This window comes from Paenibacillus oralis (assembly GCF_003863965.1).
GTDB lineage: Bacteria > Bacillota > Bacilli > Paenibacillales > Paenibacillaceae > Fontibacillus > Fontibacillus oralis.
Genome location: NZ_RRCN01000001.1, coordinates 1,044,902 through 1,062,541, shown reverse-complemented (window position 1 = coordinate 1,062,541; position 17,640 = coordinate 1,044,902). Strand labels below are relative to the sequence as shown.

Below are 17,640 nucleotides of genomic sequence, written 5' to 3'. Positions count from 1 at the left end.
AAGGAGTTTTTATGTCAGGATATATGACTTAAATCTAACGGTTTTGGTTGAAGACGGGTTCTTTGGCGGGCGGGAAAGAGCCCTGCGGCAGCTTAAGCCAGGCCGTTGCTGCGGAACAGGGCGACTTGTTCTTTGATGCTGGCAAGGAGTGCGGGGAGCAGTTGCCGTACGGGTTCGGCAGCCGATTGCGGGTAAGCGCAGTAAAAGCTTTGCTTCAGGCGGATTTCCGCCAGCGGAAGAATCTCGATCGACGCGTCGCTGCCGGCCGGCCAAAGGGATGACATGGGTAAAAAGGAACAGCCGCTGCCTTGTCCGACCATTTGGCGGATGATGTGGGAAGCATCCACTTCGATCAGCTTTTGCGGGCGCACGCGCAGCGGCGTGAACAGGTTATGCTCCAGCAGTTCGCGCAGGGGCATATGGCGTTTGAGCAAAATGAAGGGCACTTCCTGCAAATAGGTGGCGAGGCTTTGATAACGGGGGAAACCCGGCTGCTTCGGGCCGATGAAGGCCAGCGGCTCCTCAAACAGCTTGACGGTTTCGATCTGGGGAAGGGGGGCGAACATCTGGTTGATGAAGGCGATGTCCAGCTCTCCGGAAGCGGTCCGCAGCGCCAAATCCAGCGATGGCCCGGTGCTGATCTTCCATTGGGCGGCCGCGCTATGCTCCTTCATCGAGCGGATGACGGACGGAAGCATGACATGCGTCAGCGACTCTACGATGCCGATTCTAAGGCCGGTTTCTTCCGGAGGCCCGGACAGTTTGCGCACCGAGTCCAGTCCCGCGTCCAGGGCGCTGAGCGCATATTGGGCGTAAAAATAAAATTTCCGACCAGCCTCCGTCAGGAAAGCGCCGGACCGCGTTCGATGGAACAGCGGGGCGCCCAGCTCCATCTCCAGCCCGGCGATGCGCAGGCTGACGGCCGGTTGGGTTAAAGCGACATACCTGGCCGCTTTGCTCATGCTTTCGCTTTCGGCCACGGCAATGAACACCTTGAGATCCAGCATATCCACGGGCTTTCCTCCTTTGGCGTCTTCATGTGTGAGATGATTTTACATGAAAATGTTCCTTTCGAACAGTAGGACATAGGGAGCTACGGATATAACCTGGTTATTTTTGTTCGCATATGGTATAATAAAAAGTCGTTTAACCTAGTTATACTATATCGGGAATAAACGGCTTTTTTCAGGAAATTGTGAGATAAGAGAGGTGATTTCCTTGTTGGACCGACTACAATCCCTGGCCGACCGGTACGAGAAGCTGAGCGAGCTGCTCTGCGATCCGGATGTGGCGAATGACGCAAAGCGACTGCGGGATTATTCCAAAGAACAATCGGATTTACAGCCGGCTTATGAGGCGTACACCGAATATAAACAAGTAATCGGCGAGTTGGAAGCGGCCAAGGTGATGCAAGCCGAGAAGCTGGATGACGAAATGCGGGAAATGGTGAAGTTGGAAATCGAGGAGCTGACCGCGCGCCAGCAGGCACTGGAAGAGAAAATCCGCATTTTGCTGCTGCCCAAGGACCCGAACGATGATAAGAACGTAATCGTAGAAATCCGCGGCGCCGCCGGCGGGGACGAAGCGGCCTTGTTCGCGGCGGATTTGTACCGCATGTACACCCGTTATGCCGATTCTCAAGGCTGGCGCATCGAATTGATGGATATGAACGAAAGCGACCTCGGCGGCTTTAAAGAGGTTATCTTCATGATTAACGGCCGCGGCGCGTACAGCAAGCTGAAATACGAAAGCGGGGCGCACCGCGTGCAGCGCATCCCCGCTACGGAGTCCGGCGGACGGATCCATACGTCGACCTCGACGGTGGCGGTTCTGCCGGAAGTCGAGGACGTCGACATCGAAATTTTGGATAAAGATATCCGCGTCGATACGTTTTGTTCCAGCGGCGCCGGCGGCCAATCGGTCAACACGACGAAGTCGGCCGTGCGGGTGACGCATATTCCGACGGGCATCGTGGCGACCTGCCAGGACGGCAAATCGCAAAACTCCAACAAAGAAAAGGCGCTGCAGGTGCTTCGCGCCCGCATCTTCGACATGAAGCGGCAGGAAGAGGAAGCGAAGTACGCCGGCGAGCGGAAAAGCAAGGTCGGCACCGGGGACCGCAGCGAGCGGATCCGGACGTACAACTTCCCGCAAAGCCGGGTTACGGATCATCGCATCGGCTTGACCATGCACAAGCTGGATCAGGTCATGAACGGCGAGATCGAAGAGATCGTGTCGGCGCTGACGATCGCCGAGCAAGCGGAATTGATGGAAAAAGGAGAATAATCTATTGAACAGTGAAGGATATCGGTTATCCGGAGCGATCAGTATTTGGGAAGCCCGCAAAGAGGCTTCTTCTTTTTTAGCGGCGGCGGGCGTGCGGGAGCCGGAGTCCAATGCCGAGCTGCTGCTGCGGCATGTGCTGGGCGTTTCGGGCGCGGGGTATTTGGCCGCGCTGCGTGATCCGTTCCCGGCGGACAAAAGGGAAGCCTGGGAGGAGGTTGTCCGCCGCAAAGCGGCGGGCGAGCCGGCGCAGTACATTACCCGGGAACAGGAATTTTACGGCCTGACCTTTCAGGTCACGCCGGCTGTGCTGATTCCCCGCCCGGAAACGGAGCTGCTCGTCGAGCGCATCGCCGCCGAGGGCGATGCGCTGTGGCCCGGCGGCGCGCCTTACGCCGCCGATATCGGCACCGGCAGCGGGGCGATCGCCGCTGCCCTGGCTCACCTGCGCCCGGCGTGGCGCATCGCGGCGAGCGATATCTCGCCGGACGCTCTGGCGGTGGCGCAGGATAATGTCCGGCGGCTCGGCCTGCGGGTGGAGTTCAAGCAGGGGAACCTGCTTGAACCGTTTGCCGGCGAGCCGCTGGACATCGTGGTGTCGAACCCGCCGTATATCCCGGCGGGGGATATCCCGCACCTTCAGCCCGAGGTGCGGGACTACGAGCCGCGCGGCGCGCTTGACGGCGGTCCGGACGGGCTTGCGCCCTACCGGGCCATGCTGGCGCAGCTCGCGCTGCTCCCGAGGCCGCCTCGCCTGATCGGCTTCGAGCTCGGCCTGGGCCAGGCCGCCGCGGTCGCGGACCTGCTCCGCGCGGCAGGGCAGTGGCGGGAAATCGTCACAATTCCCGACCTGGCCGGCATTGACCGCCACGTGATCGGCATCGGCATCGGCTAAGGCGGCCGTGATAAAATAGGTGAATCTTCTCTAGTAAACGTTGCTACCAAAATCTTGATAGCTTCATAGATTGTGGTATACCACGAAAGGAGGAGATTCAATCATGCCAGTCACTTTAACGTTTCCTTATTCGCAAGCGGCCGGGATCGGCCGGGGGTATTTTGTGGCAGCGAACGCTCCGGGAGTTGCCGGTATCGTTACGGTAGCCAGCACGGCCGGCGACGTGGAACTGCGCATCACCCGTTACAACGCCCCTGATTTTGTCACCACCGTCACTTCCGGTACGACGTTTTCGGTAAGTATCAGCAACATCCAAACGATTGGTATTTTGGCGTTGCAAGCCGCAACTGGTACGCTGTCGCTGATTACGAACGTTTAATCCCTTCTCCGCTGCCGATCTGCCCGGAGGGCGCCGACGATTTAACCGTCGGCGCCTTTTCCGCGTCATAATGGCGTATCGATGGAAGCGAGATAGCAGTACTTATGTAGGATTTTATTTGAATACGGGAACATTTGTGCTTTTAGGCGGATTCTTTTACAGTATAATAAGGGATGAGAGCTGCTTCAGGTAAATAGACGGCGTTTCTAGCCATCAAAGGAAAAGAGGATGAACGTGCTGAGCAAACTCAAAAAGGTCGACTACACGATTGTGTTTATTTTGCTGCTGCTGATGGCGATCAGCATCGCGGTGCTGTACAGCGCTACCTCGCATACCCAATACCACGGTTACCACATTCGCATGCTAGCCTATTATGCGCTGGGTTTTGCCGCGTTTTTCGGGTTTGCCGTTCTGGACTACCGCCTGCTTATGAAGTATGCGCCTTATTTATACTTGTTCGGATTCGGGCTGCTTGTCGTCGTTATGTTCATCGGCAACACTTACTACAACGCCACCGGCTGGATCACGATTCCGGTAATCCAACAGAGCTTTCAGCCGGCGGAATTTTTTAAACTGCTCCTGGTCATCTTTCTCGGTTTTATGCTGCTGCGCAAGCGCAAGCCGCGCCTTTCGTTCTGGCGCGATGTGGTGCCGATCTGCATGCTGACGTTTATTCCGTTTGTGGCGGTCATGGCGCAAAACGACCTCGGGAACGCGCTGAGCTACGTGGTGATTCTGGCCGGGATGCTGTGGATCGGAAACATTAAATATACACATGCCCTGATAGCCGTGGCCATTTTTGCCGGGACGGTGATCGGCGGGATCAGCGCCTACAAGGCTTATCATGATCAAGTGTACGTGTTCTTTCAGGAGATCGGGCGGGAGCACTGGATCAGCCGGATTGATCCCTGGCTGATGCCGGAGAAAGCGTCGGAAGATGCTTCTTACCATACGAGGAACGCCAAGCTTGCCATCGCTTCCGGGGGGATGACGGGGGAAGGATATATGAAAGGGGAGACCGTACAATCGGAGCGCGTGCCGCTGACGTATTCGGACTCCATCTTTGTCGTGATCGCCGAGGAGTTCGGCTTTCTTGGCAGCTCGGTGCTGCTCCTGCTCTATTTTGTGCTGATCCACCGGCTGATCTTGATTTCCCTGGAATGCCGCGACACCGGGGGCCCCTATCTGATCGTCGGCATCGTCGCGATGCTGCTGTACCAGATTTTCGAAAATATCGGGATGTTTATCGGACTTATGCCGCTTACGGGCATCACTTTGCCTTTCATCAGTTACGGCGGCACCTCCTTGCTGATCAACATGGCGAGCATCGGAGTGGCGATGAGCATCCGCATCCACGGCCATGAGAAGGAAGAGGAGGCCAACATCCCCTCCGGCCGGTACGCTTCCTTGAAAGCCAAGAGAAGTACGGAATGAAATTAGGCGGGCGGCGGCTTTAAAGTCCGCTCTATTATTTTTTCATAGATTCCTAGGTTTATGGACTCTCCTAACCGGACATACTGATAGACATCAGCTGCTGAAATATCGGTTTGAGGTTAAGGAGAGACACGAGTCATGAGCCAACGGAGACCGTCGATTCGAAAAATTGCACTTTTCTTTTTTAGTATCGTTATGCTGCTGATGTCCTGGGAAGGGCAGATGAATGATACCGCCGCGGCGGCGGGGACGCCGGGGGTGATTCCGCAGGAATCGATCCGGCTGCGCATTTTGGCCAACTCGGACGGAACCGGAGATCAGGTGGTCAAACGGCGCGTCCGCGATGCCGTCGTCGAGCAAATGAACGGCTGGGTCAGCCGGCTTGACCATCCGCAAAGCCTGGAGGACGCCCGCCGCATGATCCGCGAAAACCTGCCTGCTATCGAGGAACAGGTGGGGAAAACGTTGAAAGAGAGCGGAAAAAGCTACGCTTATAAAGTGGAGTTGGGCACCGTGCCGTTCCCGACAAAAATGTACGGCGGGGCGGTGTATCCGGCTGGAGATTACGAGGCGCTGCGCGTCACGCTCGGTGAAGGCAAAGGCAAAAACTGGTGGTGCGTGCTGTTTCCTCCGCTTTGCTTCATCGACGCCGGCAGCGGGGATGCGCTGGCTGCAGGCGGAAAAGCGGCCGTCAAGACGACGGCTGTATCGGCGAAAGGCGCTTCGGACGAAGCGGGCGCAGCGGCTGCTGTTGGCGGCGTTGGCGCAGACCCGGGAGCCTCGCCGGTAGATCCCGAGCAAGTCGAGGTGCGGTTTTTCTTGTGGGACATGCTGGCCAAGTTGTGGAGCTGGATCACGGGTTTGTTTGCTTGAGCTATGGACTGATGATATCTATTAAAAAAACGGCCGTGCGAAGTGTATCGCGCGGCTTTTTTTATTTCTCGGCTTGAGCGGGCGTTCTGATTGGAGAAATCCAATAGAATTAGAAATATGTTGATATACAGCAGCTCTAAATGGCATAGGTTACCTCCAATCTATTGGATTTTTCCAATGTGAAGTGGGGGGGCGACTGGGTTGCGGGGAGTTTTGGCGGGTGTGTATGGAAAGTGACAATTTTGTTGGACGTAGAGCGGGGACAAGTGTTCAAGGGCAAACCGATCAAGGACGGTCCTTCGCAATCGGCGATCCGTAAACCGTGAAAGATTCGCCGTAGCCGTACATGTGTAATTATTACTGCGTACTATGTTCCGGGACCCGATCGGGTATAATAGAAGAATAACTCGAAGTTAGGACGCGATACGAATGAATAGAGAGAACCATGTGGACCGGGCGAGCCGGGAGGGAAGAGCGGACTCCGCCACCGCGCAGATGGCGGAACACCGGGCGATGCCGGCGGACAAGTCCCCAGCGGGGGCAGCTGAGACCGGGGAAATACGGCAAACTCGGTGGTGGAAGGTTGCTTCGACCTGGGCGGCTGCCGATCAACAAATAAAAACGGGACAGGAAACTGTTCAGAACATCGTGGATGATAGAGGGGGCGCAGGTGTTCAAAGGGCTGCAAAGGCCCGGACTACTGCTGAGGCTTCAACTGCCGTGAATGCTCAAGCTGTTGCAGGCGCTCAATCCGTTGGCGGTGGTCAAACCGCTTCGGTCCCGGCTGCCCAGGCCGCGCGGGATGCCGAGGCTCTGGCCGAAGCCGCCGCGGTGCTGGCCGCCGGCGGGACGGTGGCGTTTCCGACGGAGACGGTGTACGGGCTTGGCGCGGATGCGCGGAATACGGCGGCGGTGGAGGCGATTTTTGCCGCCAAAGGCCGCCCGTCCGACAATCCGCTGATCGTGCACATCGCCGAGCTGAGCCAACTGGACGGTCTCGTCATCGAGGTGAACGAGACGGAGCGGCGGCTTATGGAGGCGTTTTGGCCCGGGCCGCTGACACTGGTGCTGCCCGTGACCCCCGGCGCCGTCTCGCCGCGCGTGACGGCGGGCCTGTCCACCGTGGCCGTGCGCATGCCGGCCCACGATGTCGCGCTGCGGCTGATCGCCGCAGCGGGGTGCCCGGTGGCGGGGCCCAGCGCCAACCGGTCGGGACGGCCGAGCCCCACGTTGGCCAGCCACGTGGGCGAGGACCTGTCCGGCCGGATCGACGGCATCGTCGACGGCGGGCCCACTGGGGTGGGCCTGGAGTCGACGGTGGTGGAGGCCGGCCGTGACGGCACCGTGACCGTGCTCCGCCCAGGCGGGATCACGGCGGAACAAATCGCCCGCGTGACGGGTGCGGGCGTGAAGCTCGACGCCGCCCTGCGGGAAGCGGGCGGCGGTGCGGACAGCCCGGCGCCTCGCTCGCCGGGCATGAAGTACACCCACTATGCGCCGCAAGGGGTGCTGCGCATTGTGCGCGGGGCCGCGGACCGGGTCGCGGCCCGCATTCAGGCCGAGCTCGCGGCGGCCGCGGCGCGCGGGGAGAAGACGGGCGTGCTCGCCTTCGACGAGCGCCTCCCGTCCTACCGCGCCGACTTTGCGCTTTCGCTCGGCAGTGAAACCGAGCTCGCGGCGGCGGCGCACCGCCTGTACGCGGCGCTCCGCCGCTTCGACGAATGCGGCGTCACCTACATTCTCGCCGAGTCCTGTCCCGAGGACGGACTCGGCGCCGCGGTGATGAACCGGCTGCTGAAAGCGGCCGGGCACCGCGTCATCGACGCCGGAGAATGAAAGGCTGGGATGGAGCATGATCAAGATCGGGCTGTCCGGCTGGGGCGATCATGATGATTTATACCCGCCCCGCACGCCGGCCAGAGACAAGCTGGCCTGGTATGCTCGGTATTTTTCCTTGGTGGAGGTGGACAGTGCCTTTTACGCCGTGCTCGGTACGGAGGTGTACCGGCGCTGGCTTGCCGAAACGCCGGCGGATCTGACTTTTATCCTAAAGGCGTACCAGGGGATGACCGGACATTCCCGGGGCAAAACGCCATACGGCGGACCGGGCGAAATGTTCCAGGCTTACCTGGATTCGATTCAGCCGGTCGTGGAGGCCGGCCGCCTCACGGCGGTGCTGTTTCAATTTCCGCCCTGGTTCGACTGCAGCCCGGAGCATGTCCGCCAGCTGCGCGCCGTCCGCAAGTGGATGGGACGGCTTCCGCTGGCGCTGGAGTTTCGCCATCAAAGCTGGTTTGCGAAAGAGATGCGCGAGCGGACGCTGGCGTTTATGCGGGAAGAGGGCTGGATTCATGTCGTTTGCGACGAGCCCCAGGCCGGCCAAGGTTCGGTTCCGACGGTGCTGGAGCCGACCGATCCGGACCTGACGCTGGTCCGCCTGCACGGCCGCAATGCCGCCGGTTGGAGCCAAAGCGGGTCGCCCCGGTGGCGGGAGCTCCGCAATTTGTACCGCTACTCGCGCGAAGAACTGCTGGAATGGCGGGACATGCTGGCGGAACTGACCGGGAAAGGCACGCGGGAAATCGCCATGATTTTCAACAACAACTCCGGGGGCGACGCCGCGGGAAACGCGCTGGAGATGATGGAGATCCTCGGCCTAAGGGCGCAGGAACTGCCGCCCAGACAGCTGGATTTATTCGATGTATAAGAGGTTGTTGCCTGACTTTTTGAACCTGCATTGTATCTGACAGCATATCACAAGCGCCAGGCGCACGTTTGCCCTGTCCATGTCATGAAGTCGGACCTGTCCGCATATGGTTGTACAAAACACTCGGACATGGAGGATACCGATGATGACGGAGGTATATGTGCGGCTGGGCGAGCTTTTTACCATTCTTCTGATGGCGGTGGCTCTGGGGATGGATGCATTGTCGCTGGGCATCGGCATCGGAATGAGAGGGGTCCGGTCGCGGGATGCGATCCGCATCGGATCAGCGGTGGCTCTGTTTCATGTGCTGATGCCTCTGCTCGGCATATTGGCAGGTAAATACTTCGGCTATATGCTGGGCCATCTGGCCCGGTATGTGGGCGGGGGACTGCTGATTGCCCTCGGGGCGCACATGATCGTCAGCTCGGTGAAGGGCAGCGGCGTGCAGTCGATCAACCATCGGACATGGTTCGGCGTGCTGCTGTTTTCGTTAAGCGTCAGCATCGATTCTTTTTCCGTCGGCGTTTCGCTTGGCATGTTTCACGGGGACTGGATTTTGACGGTGCTGGCCTTCGGTTTTTTCGGTGGTTTGATGTCGCTCGTTGGCCTGGTGATGGGCCGCCGGGTGGGAAGGACGCTGGGAGAGTACGGAGAGGCGGCTGGCGGAGCGATTTTGCTCGCGTTTGGCCTTATGTTCATCTTTTGATAAAATATCATCAAGCAGGTTCGCAAGCTGCGGATTTACGGTTCGCGGCTTTTGAATTTGCATAAGATAGCGAATGGAATATCCGGACGTGGGAGGTGAAAGGCATGCGCATTTTGTTTGTATGTACAGGGAATACATGCCGCAGCCCGATGGCGGAAGGATTGCTGCGCAAGATTGCGCGGGAACGCGGTTTGGACGTGGAGGTACGGTCCGCCGGTGTGGCCGCGGCGAAGGGCGCTGCGATGTCCATGCATGCGGAGGCCGTGCTGAAGGATCGCGGTATCGCGGAGGCGTTCGAGTCGACCCCGCTGCATGTGGAGCTCGCGGAGTGGGCGGACCTCATTCTGACCTTGACGCAAGGCCATAAACGTCAGGTGGTGTACTCATTTCCTCATTCCGCGGACAAAATATACACTTTGAAGGAATTCGTTGAAGACAATAAAACGGTGCTCGCGGAGCGCGAAGAGCTGCAGCGCCTGATTGCCGACCGGGAGCTCGGCAAAGCGCTCGGGGAGAAATGGACGGACGCGGAGGAACGCCGCTTGAACGAACTGCAGCAGCGAATGCCGGTTTACGATATTTCCGACCCGTTTGGCGGATCGCGGGCGGATTACGACCGGACGGCGGCCGAAATCGCCGCCGCGCTGGAAAAGCTGGCGGATAAACTGCAGCGCGGGGAACTGGGGAAATAACACAGCGAAAACCCGTTGCATTTGTCGGCCTAATGCTTTATTCTAAGATCAGATAGTTTTTGGTTCCGATGTAACTGGCGACAAAAGTGGATCAAACCACGGTGGAGCATCGGAGTATACGGCCGGTCGCCTGGGCAAAGAGCAAGACGCAGCGGATGCGTTCTGCTCTTTTTTTGTTGCATGAAGCGTACTTGCTTGCCGGGCGGCATTTGTCGGCACGAATTCAGGCGGTTTTAGGTATAATAAGGACAGACTCTTGAACCTGGAGGAGGCCGCATGCATGGAACAAGTAGAACTCGGAAACATCCGGGACCAAGTGGCGGAAATTGCCGAAGAATTGGCGGCGGTTGCCAAGCTTGGCCCGGGGAAATTGGTGGTGATCGGCGTGAGTACGAGCGAAGTGGCGGGCCAAAAAATCGGCACCGGCGGAGCGGAAGACATTGCCGCCGCACTGTTTGAAGGGCTTGAGCAGGTTCGCGGCAAATTCGGCTTTGATATCGCCTTTCAATGCTGCGAGCATTTGAACCGCGCCCTGGTGGTGGAGCGTGCGGTGCTGGAGCGGCTTCGTCTGACGGAGGTGGCCGCCGTGCCCGTGCCGAAAGCCGGCGGATCGATGGCGGCCACCGCTTACCGCCGGCTTGCCGATCCTTGCCTGGCCGAGAGCCTGGAGGCTCACGCCGGGATCGACATCGGCGAGACGCTCATCGGGATGCATCTGCGCCGGGTGGCGGTGCCTTTCCGCCCTTCGCGCCGAGCGATCGGCTTGGCCCGGGTAACTGCGGCCTGGGCGCGCCCGAAGCTGATCGGCGGAGAGCGGGCGGTCTACGCGCTGCCGCAGGCTGCGGACGGGAACGCCCCTCACTGCCGGTAAAGCGTTGCTGCGCAGTGATTCGTAATCAGTTATGAGATTTTGCTGGGGAACAAGTCATCTGTAGTTGTATATTATTCCAAGGAGGAATTTAACAATGGAAAACTTGAAAAAACAAGATCCGGCCGTGCTGGAAGCGATGAACCTGGAACTGAAGCGCCAGCGCAACAATATCGAGCTGATCGCTTCCGAAAATATCGTCAGCGAAGCGGTAATGGAAGCGATGGGTTCGGTGCTCACCAACAAATATGCGGAAGGGTACCCGGGCAAACGTTATTACGGCGGCTGCGAACGCGTCGATATTGTGGAAAACATCGCCCGCGACCGGGCCAAGGAACTGTTCGGCGCCGAGCATGCCAACGTGCAGCCGCACTCCGGCGCGCAGGCCAACATGGCGGTTTACCTGGCTGCGCTTAAACCCGGAGATACCGTTCTGGGCATGAACCTGGCTCATGGCGGACATTTGACGCACGGCAGCCCGGTCAACGCCTCCGGCCTGCTGTATAATTTCGTGGCATACGGTGTACAGGAAGATTCGTTCCTGATCGATTACGACGAAGTGCGCAAAGCGGCCTTCAAACACCGTCCGCGCTTGATCGTTGCCGGCGCGAGCGCTTATCCGCGCATCATCGATTTCGAGAAACTGGCTTCGATCGCGAATGACGTAGGGGCTTTGTTCATGGTCGACATGGCGCATATCGCCGGCCTGGTCGCTGCCGGCCTGCATCCGAACCCGGTGCCGCACGCTCATTTTGTGACGACGACGACGCACAAAACGCTGCGCGGTCCGCGCGGCGGCCTGATCCTGTGCCGTCAGCCGTGGGCGGCCGCAGTCGACAAAGCGGTGTTCCCGGGCACGCAGGGCGGACCGCTGATGCACGTGATCGCTTCCAAAGCGGTTGCGCTTGGCGAGGCCCTGCAGCCTTCCTTCAAAACTTATGCGGAAAATGTGGTTAAAAACGCCAAAGTGCTGGCCGAAACGCTGCTGGCCGAAGGCCTGAACATCGTATCCGGCGGCACGGACAACCATTTGATGCTCGTTGATACCCGCAACCTGAACATCACCGGTAAAGACGCCGAGCATGTGCTGGATTCGATCGGCATCACGGTCAACAAAAACGCGATTCCGTTCGATCCGACGAGCCCGTTCGTAACGAGCGGCATCCGGATCGGCACGCCGGCCGTAACTTCGCGGGGGATGGACCAGGAAGCGATGAAGTCGATCGGCCGGATCATCGCTCTAGTCCTGAAGAACCCGAAAGACGAGGCGTCTTTAGCCAAAGCCCGTCAGCAAGTTGTCGAATTAACCGATAAATTCCCGATCTATCCGGAACTCAGCTACGAATAAGCGCCTGGTTTAACGGAGGCCAACCCGTCGATGCGGGTTGGCCTTTTTTAACCTTATAGAATTTCGGGCACGGTAAAGGGCGATGCGCAGGTAGAGAGGGGAGGAAAAAAAGGAATCTGGAGGCTAAGGGACACCAGAGCCGTTATTTGAGGGAAAACGGAGGTTTGCAAAATGTAACGGACACAGAAGCCCTTATTTACCTCAAATCGGCCTGGATGAACGGGTTTAGAGCGAAATAGGGTCGCCTGTGTCCGTTAGGCTGGGAAATACCCGGGAAATGAGCGGATAAGGTCGCTGGTGTCCGTTAGAGCAGCGTCCAAAGTTTAGGAAGAGCCTCCAATCGCTCCAAAGCAGAAGTCAGAGCCACTAAAGGACGCCGACAGGCGTTTTTCTCATCTTGGGTTCTGTTAGAGGACAGATGACGCGGCATATGTAAATATGTAATAATAAATTTATGATAGCGCATACAAAAGTGCAGACCGCCGGGGGACATTATGATATCAAGCAGACAACAGAGAATGCTTAAGCAATTGATGGAAAGCGACGGGGCCGCCTATATTCCTCTGCAGAAATTGGCGGATGATCACGGGATATCCCTGCGAACGGTGCGAAATGATTTGCTGCGGCTGGAGGATTGGCTCAGAGAGCGGGGAGTGCGTCTGGATCGCAACCGCTCCGCCGGCGTCCGGCTGCGGCTTGGGAATGGCCAGTCGGAGCGCCTTGCCGAGCAAATGGAGCAGCGCCCCGATTATATGGATGCAACACAGCGAATCTGCTTGCTGCTCAAGCAGCTCTTGCAGGCCGTGAAGCTGTCCGTCAAGGAGATCATGGAAGAATTCGGGATCAGCAAAAATACGCTTTTACAAGACTTAAACGAAATTAAGCAGCGGCTTGGGCGCTGGGAGCTAACCTTGGTTCGTGACCGGGGAGTGCTTTACATCGAAGGGACGGAGAAACTGAAGCGAAGAGCCTATTTAAGTTTGCTTCGCGCCGAAATTACCGATGACCGGCTGCTTCGGTATATCCTTGATCAGCGGGTGCGGGAAGAACCGCAGTTGCCGCTGGCGCCGTGGAAGGAGTGGTTTGAGGCCGGAGATGCGGCCATGCTGTTCGATACGGTACAGCGGCTGGAGGAGAAGATGGGCGTTCAGTTTACGGACGCCGGATATTCCACATTGATCCTTCATATGCTGATGGCGATGGAGCGGCTGAAGGAAACGCATTCGATCGAGATGGACCGCGAATCGCTTTCCGAGCTGCAAGGCCATGACGTGTATGAACTGGTGAATGCGGAAGCGGCGCCGCGGATTGAACGGCATTTCGGGGTAAAGCTGCCCGCGGCGGAAATCGGCTATATTACCCAGCATATCCTCGGCGCCCAGAAGCAAAGCCTGCCGGCCGAGGAGTTGATGATCGCCGAGCTGGCGAAGCAAATGGTGGTCCGCATCGAGCGGGATTTGGGCCGTCCGCTGCAAATGGCCGAGCAGATTGTCCAGGGCTTGGCCATTCATTTGAAGCCGGCCATTTACCGCGCAAAGTTTGGCCTGCAATCGAAAAATCCGCTGATGCGGCAATTGGAGACGCAGTACGGCACGCTGCTCGATTTGCTGGAGCGGGTTGTAAACGAGGTGATGGAGCCGTGGTCCGTCGTCTTCGACCGGGACGAGGTCGGTTATATAATGCTCCATATCGGGAGCGGGCTGATTCCTCCAAAAGCGCCCGTGCGCAAGCGCGTGGCGATTGTATGCGGTTCGGGTCTCGGCACTTCGGCGATGCTGAAGAGGCGGATGGCCGCTATTTTTCCCCAGGTCGATATTGCAGGTACTTATTCGTATAAGGAATCCGGAAGCATCACGCTAGGAGAGGCCGACGCGATGATAAGCACGATGGAGATCAGCCATCCGCTGCAGGTGCCGTGGGTTAAAGTATCGCCGCTGCTCGATCAGCACGATCAGCAGCGGATTGCCGGGTTTCTGGGCGTTGCTCCTTCGGGCGAATCGGCGGCGGCCGCGGCGGCCGTGCAAGCGGTTAATGATATTTTTCAAGCGGTTGAGCGAAATGCCCATATCCATAACCGGAACCGATTGCTGGAGGAACTGCTCCATCTGTTTCAGGGCGGAAGCGGGGTGGACAAGGGGCCTTATGAGGATTTTGCGCTTACTTCACTGTTACCGCCGGTCTCCATCCGCCTTGGATTAGCTTCTGTACCTTGGGAGGACGCCGTTCGCGAGGGAAACCGGCTGCTGATGGAAAGGGGCGTTTCGGACGCCAAATACGGAGATGCGCTGCTCGAAATTATTCGTTCCAACAAGCATCCTTTTATTATACGTTCAGGGGTGGCTTTTCCCCACGTGTACATGCCGGAGTGCGTGACAAGAACGGGCTTTAGTTTGCTGAGCTTTCGCGAGGCGCTGGCGTTCGGGCCGTCCGCGCAGCCGGTTTGGCTTGTGATTACTTTGGCGGCCATCGATAAGGAGCGGCATGTGACCGCGCTCGGAACGCTGCTTGATGTCATGAACGATGAGTCGTTTATGGCCGATTTGCGGCAAACGGTGGATGCGGAAGGCGTGTGGCAAAAGCTGCGGGAGAAGGAGGGCTTATGAAAAAGATCATCGTTGCTTGCAACAGCGGTCTGGGGACGAGCCTGATGATCCGGCTGAATGTGGAGACGCTTATGAAGGAATGGGGAATAAAGGCCCACATCGAGCATACGGACATTACATCGGTTGATGCCTGTGATGATGCCGATCTGATTATAGGCTCCAGTTACCATATGGAATCGCTGCATATTGGCGGGAATGCGGAGACGATCGGGCTGGAGGATATTACGGACCGCCAATATTTAAAAGCCCGGCTCATGGAGAGTCTTACGGTCCGCGGTTGGCTCGAATAGCGCAAAAAACTTACGGATATCACCACAAGACGGGAGGGTTACCCATGAATGCGACGCAAATCATCAGCAAGGGGCTGCTTGGGGAACCCGCCCTGCTGCTCGGATTAATCGCGCTTGTCGGATTGCTGCTGCAGAAGCAGCCGTTCCAAAGGCTCATTCACGGCACGATCAAAACGATGCTCGGATACACACTATTGCAAATCGGAGCCAACGCCGCCGGATCCTCCCTTTCCAATTTATCGGCGGTCATTCAGAAGGGGTTCCAAATTATCGGTATTATTCCGCATAACGAGACGATTACCGCGCTGGCGCAAATCAATTATGGCGAGGAAATCGCGCTCATTATGCTGGCCGGGATGATCGTCCACCTGATGATCGCCCGGTTCACCCCGGTGAAATACATTTTTTTGACCGGGCATCATATGCTGTTTATGGCTTCTTTGCTGGCGGGGGTCTTGGTGTCGATGTCCATCCCGTTATGGCAGGTGGCGCTTAGCGGCGGAGTGGTTCTGGCTTTGTGCATGTCTTTTGCCCCGCTGATCGCGCAGCCTTATGTTCGGCGGGTAACGGGCAACGATGATTTTGCGCTCGGGCATTTCAACAGCGCCGGCTATGTTCTAAGCGGGTTTATCGCCTCCTGGTTCAAAAAAGGGACGGAGCCGCCGGAGTCGCCGGGACTGCAGAAGCTGCGGTCTTTTTTTCAGGACCATATGGTCGTGATTACGGTATTTACGTTCGTGTTATTCCTCTTCTCGGGGCTGTTCGTCTCTTCCGGCGGGGTCGCGGAGATGTTCTCCGGCCGGCATATTCTGGTGGTTTCGCTGATTCAGGCGACCTGGTTCGCGGGGGGATGTTATGTCATCTTGGCGGGCGTGCGAATGCTGCTGTCGGAAATCGTCCCCGCTTTCAAAGGCATTGCCGACCGGATCGTGCCGGGAGCCGTTCCCGCCTTGGATTGTCCGGTGCTGTTCAAATTTTCGCCGTTTTCGGCGATGATCGGCTTTCTGCTCAGTTTTGCCGGAGGGCTGGCGGCGATGGCCGTTCTGCTGCAGGTTCAGTACACGGTCATTATTCCCGGGGTTATTCCGCATTTCTTCTCCGGGGGGGCTGCCGGCGTCATCGCCTATAAAATCGGAGGGCGCAAGGGGTTGATCGTATCCTCTCTATGCCACGGGTTTGTGATTACGATCCTGCCGGTGTTTCTGATTCCGCTGTTGTCGAATCTCGGCTATTTACGGGCGACGTTTGCCGACAGCGATTTCTCGGTAATCGGCGTGCTGGTTCATGAGTTGTTTGGCTGGTTCAAGAGGTAGCTTCCGGCCGTATAAAGAAAGCCCGATTCCGCCTTTGAAGGGGGGGATCGGGCTTTTTTGCCGTGTCCGTTTTTTTGCCGGAAGAAGTGGCAGAGACTTGGACTCACAGTGTTGTAAGCGCAGCCAATATAATTGACTCATAAATAGTGAAGGGGGATTTCAAGAATGAAGAAGAAAAAATGGATCAGCTCCGTTGCCGCGTTGACGATGACCGCCATGCTGTTTACGGGCTGCGGATCGGCAGGCGGAAACAATGCTGCAGGGGATAGGGCAGGGAAAGACGCTTCGGACAAGCCCCAAGGCAAGCTGACGGTTTATATCGGATTTCAGGAGGACCATGCGGTAGCCGCCATTAAGAAGTTTACGGAAGATACCGGCATCGAAGCCAGCATGATCCGGATGTCGGCGGGGGAAATCCTTGCCAAGGTTCGGGCCGAAAAAGACAATCCGCAGGCGGACGTTTGGTATGGCGGGCCGGCCGATACGTTTGTTCAAGCGGCAAGTGAGGGATTGCTGCAACCTTATCAATCGCCGGTTGCCGAGAAGATCGACGCAAAGTATAAAGATCCGGAAGGCTACTGGACTGGCGTATACGTAGGCGCTGTCGGTTTTGCCTCCAACAAGGAATTTCTGGAGAAAAAAGGCGTGCAGGCCCCGACAAAATGGGCGGACCTTCTTAATCCGGCGTTTAAGGGCGAAATCGTCATGGCGGACCCGGCTTCTTCCGGTACGGCTTATACGGCCATGTATTCCGTGTTGAAGGTGATGGGCAGCGAGGAGAAAGGTTTTGAGTATCTCAAAAGCCTGCATCCGCAAATTCAGCAGTATACGACAAGCGGCGCCGCTCCGGGCCGAATGGTCGGCATGGGCGAAGCCGGGGTGGGGATTTTGTTCGCGCACGACATTATCAAGTATCAGGAAGAAGGCTTTGACAGCCTCGTGCTGACGGTCCCTCAAGACGGAACGGGATATGAGACAGGCTCGATCGGCATCATCAAAAACACAAAAAACGAGGAGCTCGCGCAAAAATTCGTCGATTGGGCCTTGTCGCCGGGCGCACAAGAGCTTGGCAAGACGGTGGGCAGCTTCCAAAACTTGACGAATCCGGATGCGGTAGGGCCGGAACAAGCCTTGGACCTGTCCGATATCAGAACGATTGATTATGACGTGGTTGAAGCCGGTAAGGAACGCCAGCGCTTGATCGACAAATGGAGCGCCGAGGTCAAAAAATAACTGTGAGGAGAGAGCT

The 17,640-nt window shown here is 57.6% G+C and carries 16 protein-coding genes and 1 riboswitch; of the genes, 15 read left to right on the top strand and 1 reads right to left on the bottom strand.

Annotated features, from left to right (window positions below; all coding sequences use genetic code 11):
- Positions 1 to 92: 92 nt before the first annotated feature.
- Positions 93 to 1,007: a LysR family transcriptional regulator gene (locus EHV15_RS04950; RefSeq protein ID WP_246061892.1), complete on the bottom strand. Its 915-nt coding sequence runs from the start codon at positions 1,005 to 1,007 to the stop codon at positions 93 to 95.
- 211 nt (positions 1,008 to 1,218) lie between these two features.
- Between EHV15_RS04950 and prfA the strand changes: the two genes are divergently transcribed.
- From prfA to EHV15_RS04875, 15 genes are all read left to right on the top strand, one after another.
- Entirely contained in the window at positions 1,219 to 2,286 is a 1,068-nt protein-coding gene (prfA, locus tag EHV15_RS04945; protein ID WP_128630257.1) for a peptide chain release factor 1, read from the top strand.
- A 4-nt stretch (positions 2,287 to 2,290) separates the two neighbouring features.
- The gene (gene prmC / locus EHV15_RS04940; RefSeq protein WP_128630256.1) at positions 2,291 to 3,178 is read left to right on the top strand and encodes a peptide chain release factor N(5)-glutamine methyltransferase; all 888 of its coding nucleotides are present in this window, start codon (positions 2,291 to 2,293) and stop codon (positions 3,176 to 3,178) included.
- A gap of 103 nt (positions 3,179 to 3,281) precedes the next feature.
- Positions 3,282 to 3,557, top strand: a complete 276-nt coding sequence (locus tag EHV15_RS04935) for a hypothetical protein (protein ID WP_128630255.1) — start codon at positions 3,282 to 3,284, stop codon at positions 3,555 to 3,557.
- A 234-nt stretch (positions 3,558 to 3,791) separates the two neighbouring features.
- Positions 3,792 to 4,991, top strand: coding sequence for an FtsW/RodA/SpoVE family cell cycle protein (locus EHV15_RS04930; protein ID WP_128630254.1), 1,200 nt, complete (start codon positions 3,792 to 3,794; stop codon positions 4,989 to 4,991).
- 138 nt (positions 4,992 to 5,129) lie between these two features.
- Positions 5,130 to 5,864: a stage II sporulation protein R gene (spoIIR, locus tag EHV15_RS04925; RefSeq protein ID WP_128630253.1), complete on the top strand. Its 735-nt coding sequence runs from the start codon at positions 5,130 to 5,132 to the stop codon at positions 5,862 to 5,864.
- Between the two features lie 495 nt (positions 5,865 to 6,359).
- Positions 6,360 to 7,700, top strand: coding sequence for an L-threonylcarbamoyladenylate synthase (locus tag EHV15_RS04920; protein ID WP_425464463.1), 1,341 nt, complete (start codon positions 6,360 to 6,362; stop codon positions 7,698 to 7,700).
- A gap of 16 nt (positions 7,701 to 7,716) precedes the next feature.
- On the top strand, positions 7,717 to 8,571 hold the full coding sequence (locus EHV15_RS04915) for a DUF72 domain-containing protein (protein WP_128630251.1): 855 nt from the start codon (positions 7,717 to 7,719) through the stop codon (positions 8,569 to 8,571).
- A 145-nt stretch (positions 8,572 to 8,716) separates the two neighbouring features.
- A complete protein-coding gene (locus EHV15_RS04910; RefSeq protein WP_128635184.1) occupies positions 8,717 to 9,277 on the top strand; it encodes a manganese efflux pump MntP in 561 nt (186 codons plus the stop codon).
- Positions 9,278 to 9,381: 104 nt separating this feature from the next.
- A complete protein-coding gene (locus EHV15_RS04905) occupies positions 9,382 to 9,969 on the top strand; it encodes a low molecular weight protein arginine phosphatase (RefSeq protein WP_128630250.1) in 588 nt (195 codons plus the stop codon).
- Positions 9,970 to 10,029: 60 nt separating this feature from the next.
- A riboswitch (ZMP/ZTP riboswitch) is annotated at positions 10,030 to 10,112 on the top strand.
- Positions 10,113 to 10,249: 137 nt separating this feature from the next.
- Positions 10,250 to 10,840 (top strand): TIGR01440 family protein, encoded by a 591-nt coding sequence (locus tag EHV15_RS04900; RefSeq protein WP_128630249.1) that lies wholly within the window; start codon positions 10,250 to 10,252, stop codon positions 10,838 to 10,840.
- A gap of 94 nt (positions 10,841 to 10,934) precedes the next feature.
- Complete coding sequence (gene glyA / locus EHV15_RS04895; RefSeq protein WP_128630248.1) at positions 10,935 to 12,185, top strand: serine hydroxymethyltransferase; 1,251 nt, start codon at positions 10,935 to 10,937, stop codon at positions 12,183 to 12,185.
- 518 nt (positions 12,186 to 12,703) lie between these two features.
- Positions 12,704 to 14,788: a BglG family transcription antiterminator gene (locus EHV15_RS04890; RefSeq protein WP_178075760.1), complete on the top strand. Its 2,085-nt coding sequence runs from the start codon at positions 12,704 to 12,706 to the stop codon at positions 14,786 to 14,788.
- Entirely contained in the window at positions 14,785 to 15,078 is a 294-nt protein-coding gene (locus EHV15_RS04885; RefSeq protein WP_128630246.1) for a PTS sugar transporter subunit IIB, read from the top strand. The genes EHV15_RS04890 and EHV15_RS04885 overlap by 4 nt, the downstream gene beginning before the upstream one ends.
- Before the next feature lie 44 nt (positions 15,079 to 15,122).
- Positions 15,123 to 16,391, top strand: coding sequence for a PTS ascorbate transporter subunit IIC (locus EHV15_RS04880; RefSeq protein ID WP_128630245.1), 1,269 nt, complete (start codon positions 15,123 to 15,125; stop codon positions 16,389 to 16,391).
- Between the two features lie 165 nt (positions 16,392 to 16,556).
- A complete protein-coding gene (locus tag EHV15_RS04875) occupies positions 16,557 to 17,624 on the top strand; it encodes an ABC transporter substrate-binding protein (protein ID WP_128630244.1) in 1,068 nt (355 codons plus the stop codon).
- The last annotated feature ends 16 nt before the right edge of the window (positions 17,625 to 17,640 follow it).

Bases quoted from the DNA above. Each gene is read 5' to 3' on its own strand.
- EHV15_RS04950 (WP_246061892.1), bottom strand. From the start codon at position 1,007: ATGCTGGATCTCAAGGTGTTCATTGCCGTGGCCGAAAGCGAAAGCATG.
- EHV15_RS04880 (WP_128630245.1), top strand. From the start codon at position 15,123: ATGAATGCGACGCAAATCATCAGCAAGGGGCTGCTTGGGGAACCCGCC.
- EHV15_RS04915 (WP_128630251.1), top strand. From the start codon at position 7,717: ATGATCAAGATCGGGCTGTCCGGCTGGGGCGATCATGATGATTTATAC.
- EHV15_RS04885 (WP_128630246.1), top strand. From the start codon at position 14,785: ATGAAAAAGATCATCGTTGCTTGCAACAGCGGTCTGGGGACGAGCCTG.
- EHV15_RS04920 (WP_425464463.1), top strand. From the start codon at position 6,360: ATGGCGGAACACCGGGCGATGCCGGCGGACAAGTCCCCAGCGGGGGCA.
- glyA (WP_128630248.1), top strand. From the start codon at position 10,935: ATGGAAAACTTGAAAAAACAAGATCCGGCCGTGCTGGAAGCGATGAAC.
- spoIIR (WP_128630253.1), top strand. From the start codon at position 5,130: ATGAGCCAACGGAGACCGTCGATTCGAAAAATTGCACTTTTCTTTTTT.
- EHV15_RS04905 (WP_128630250.1), top strand. From the start codon at position 9,382: ATGCGCATTTTGTTTGTATGTACAGGGAATACATGCCGCAGCCCGATG.
- EHV15_RS04935 (WP_128630255.1), top strand. From the start codon at position 3,282: ATGCCAGTCACTTTAACGTTTCCTTATTCGCAAGCGGCCGGGATCGGC.
- EHV15_RS04890 (WP_178075760.1), top strand. From the start codon at position 12,704: ATGCTTAAGCAATTGATGGAAAGCGACGGGGCCGCCTATATTCCTCTG.
- EHV15_RS04875 (WP_128630244.1), top strand. From the start codon at position 16,557: ATGAAGAAGAAAAAATGGATCAGCTCCGTTGCCGCGTTGACGATGACC.
- EHV15_RS04900 (WP_128630249.1), top strand. From the start codon at position 10,250: ATGGAACAAGTAGAACTCGGAAACATCCGGGACCAAGTGGCGGAAATT.
- EHV15_RS04910 (WP_128635184.1), top strand. From the start codon at position 8,717: ATGACGGAGGTATATGTGCGGCTGGGCGAGCTTTTTACCATTCTTCTG.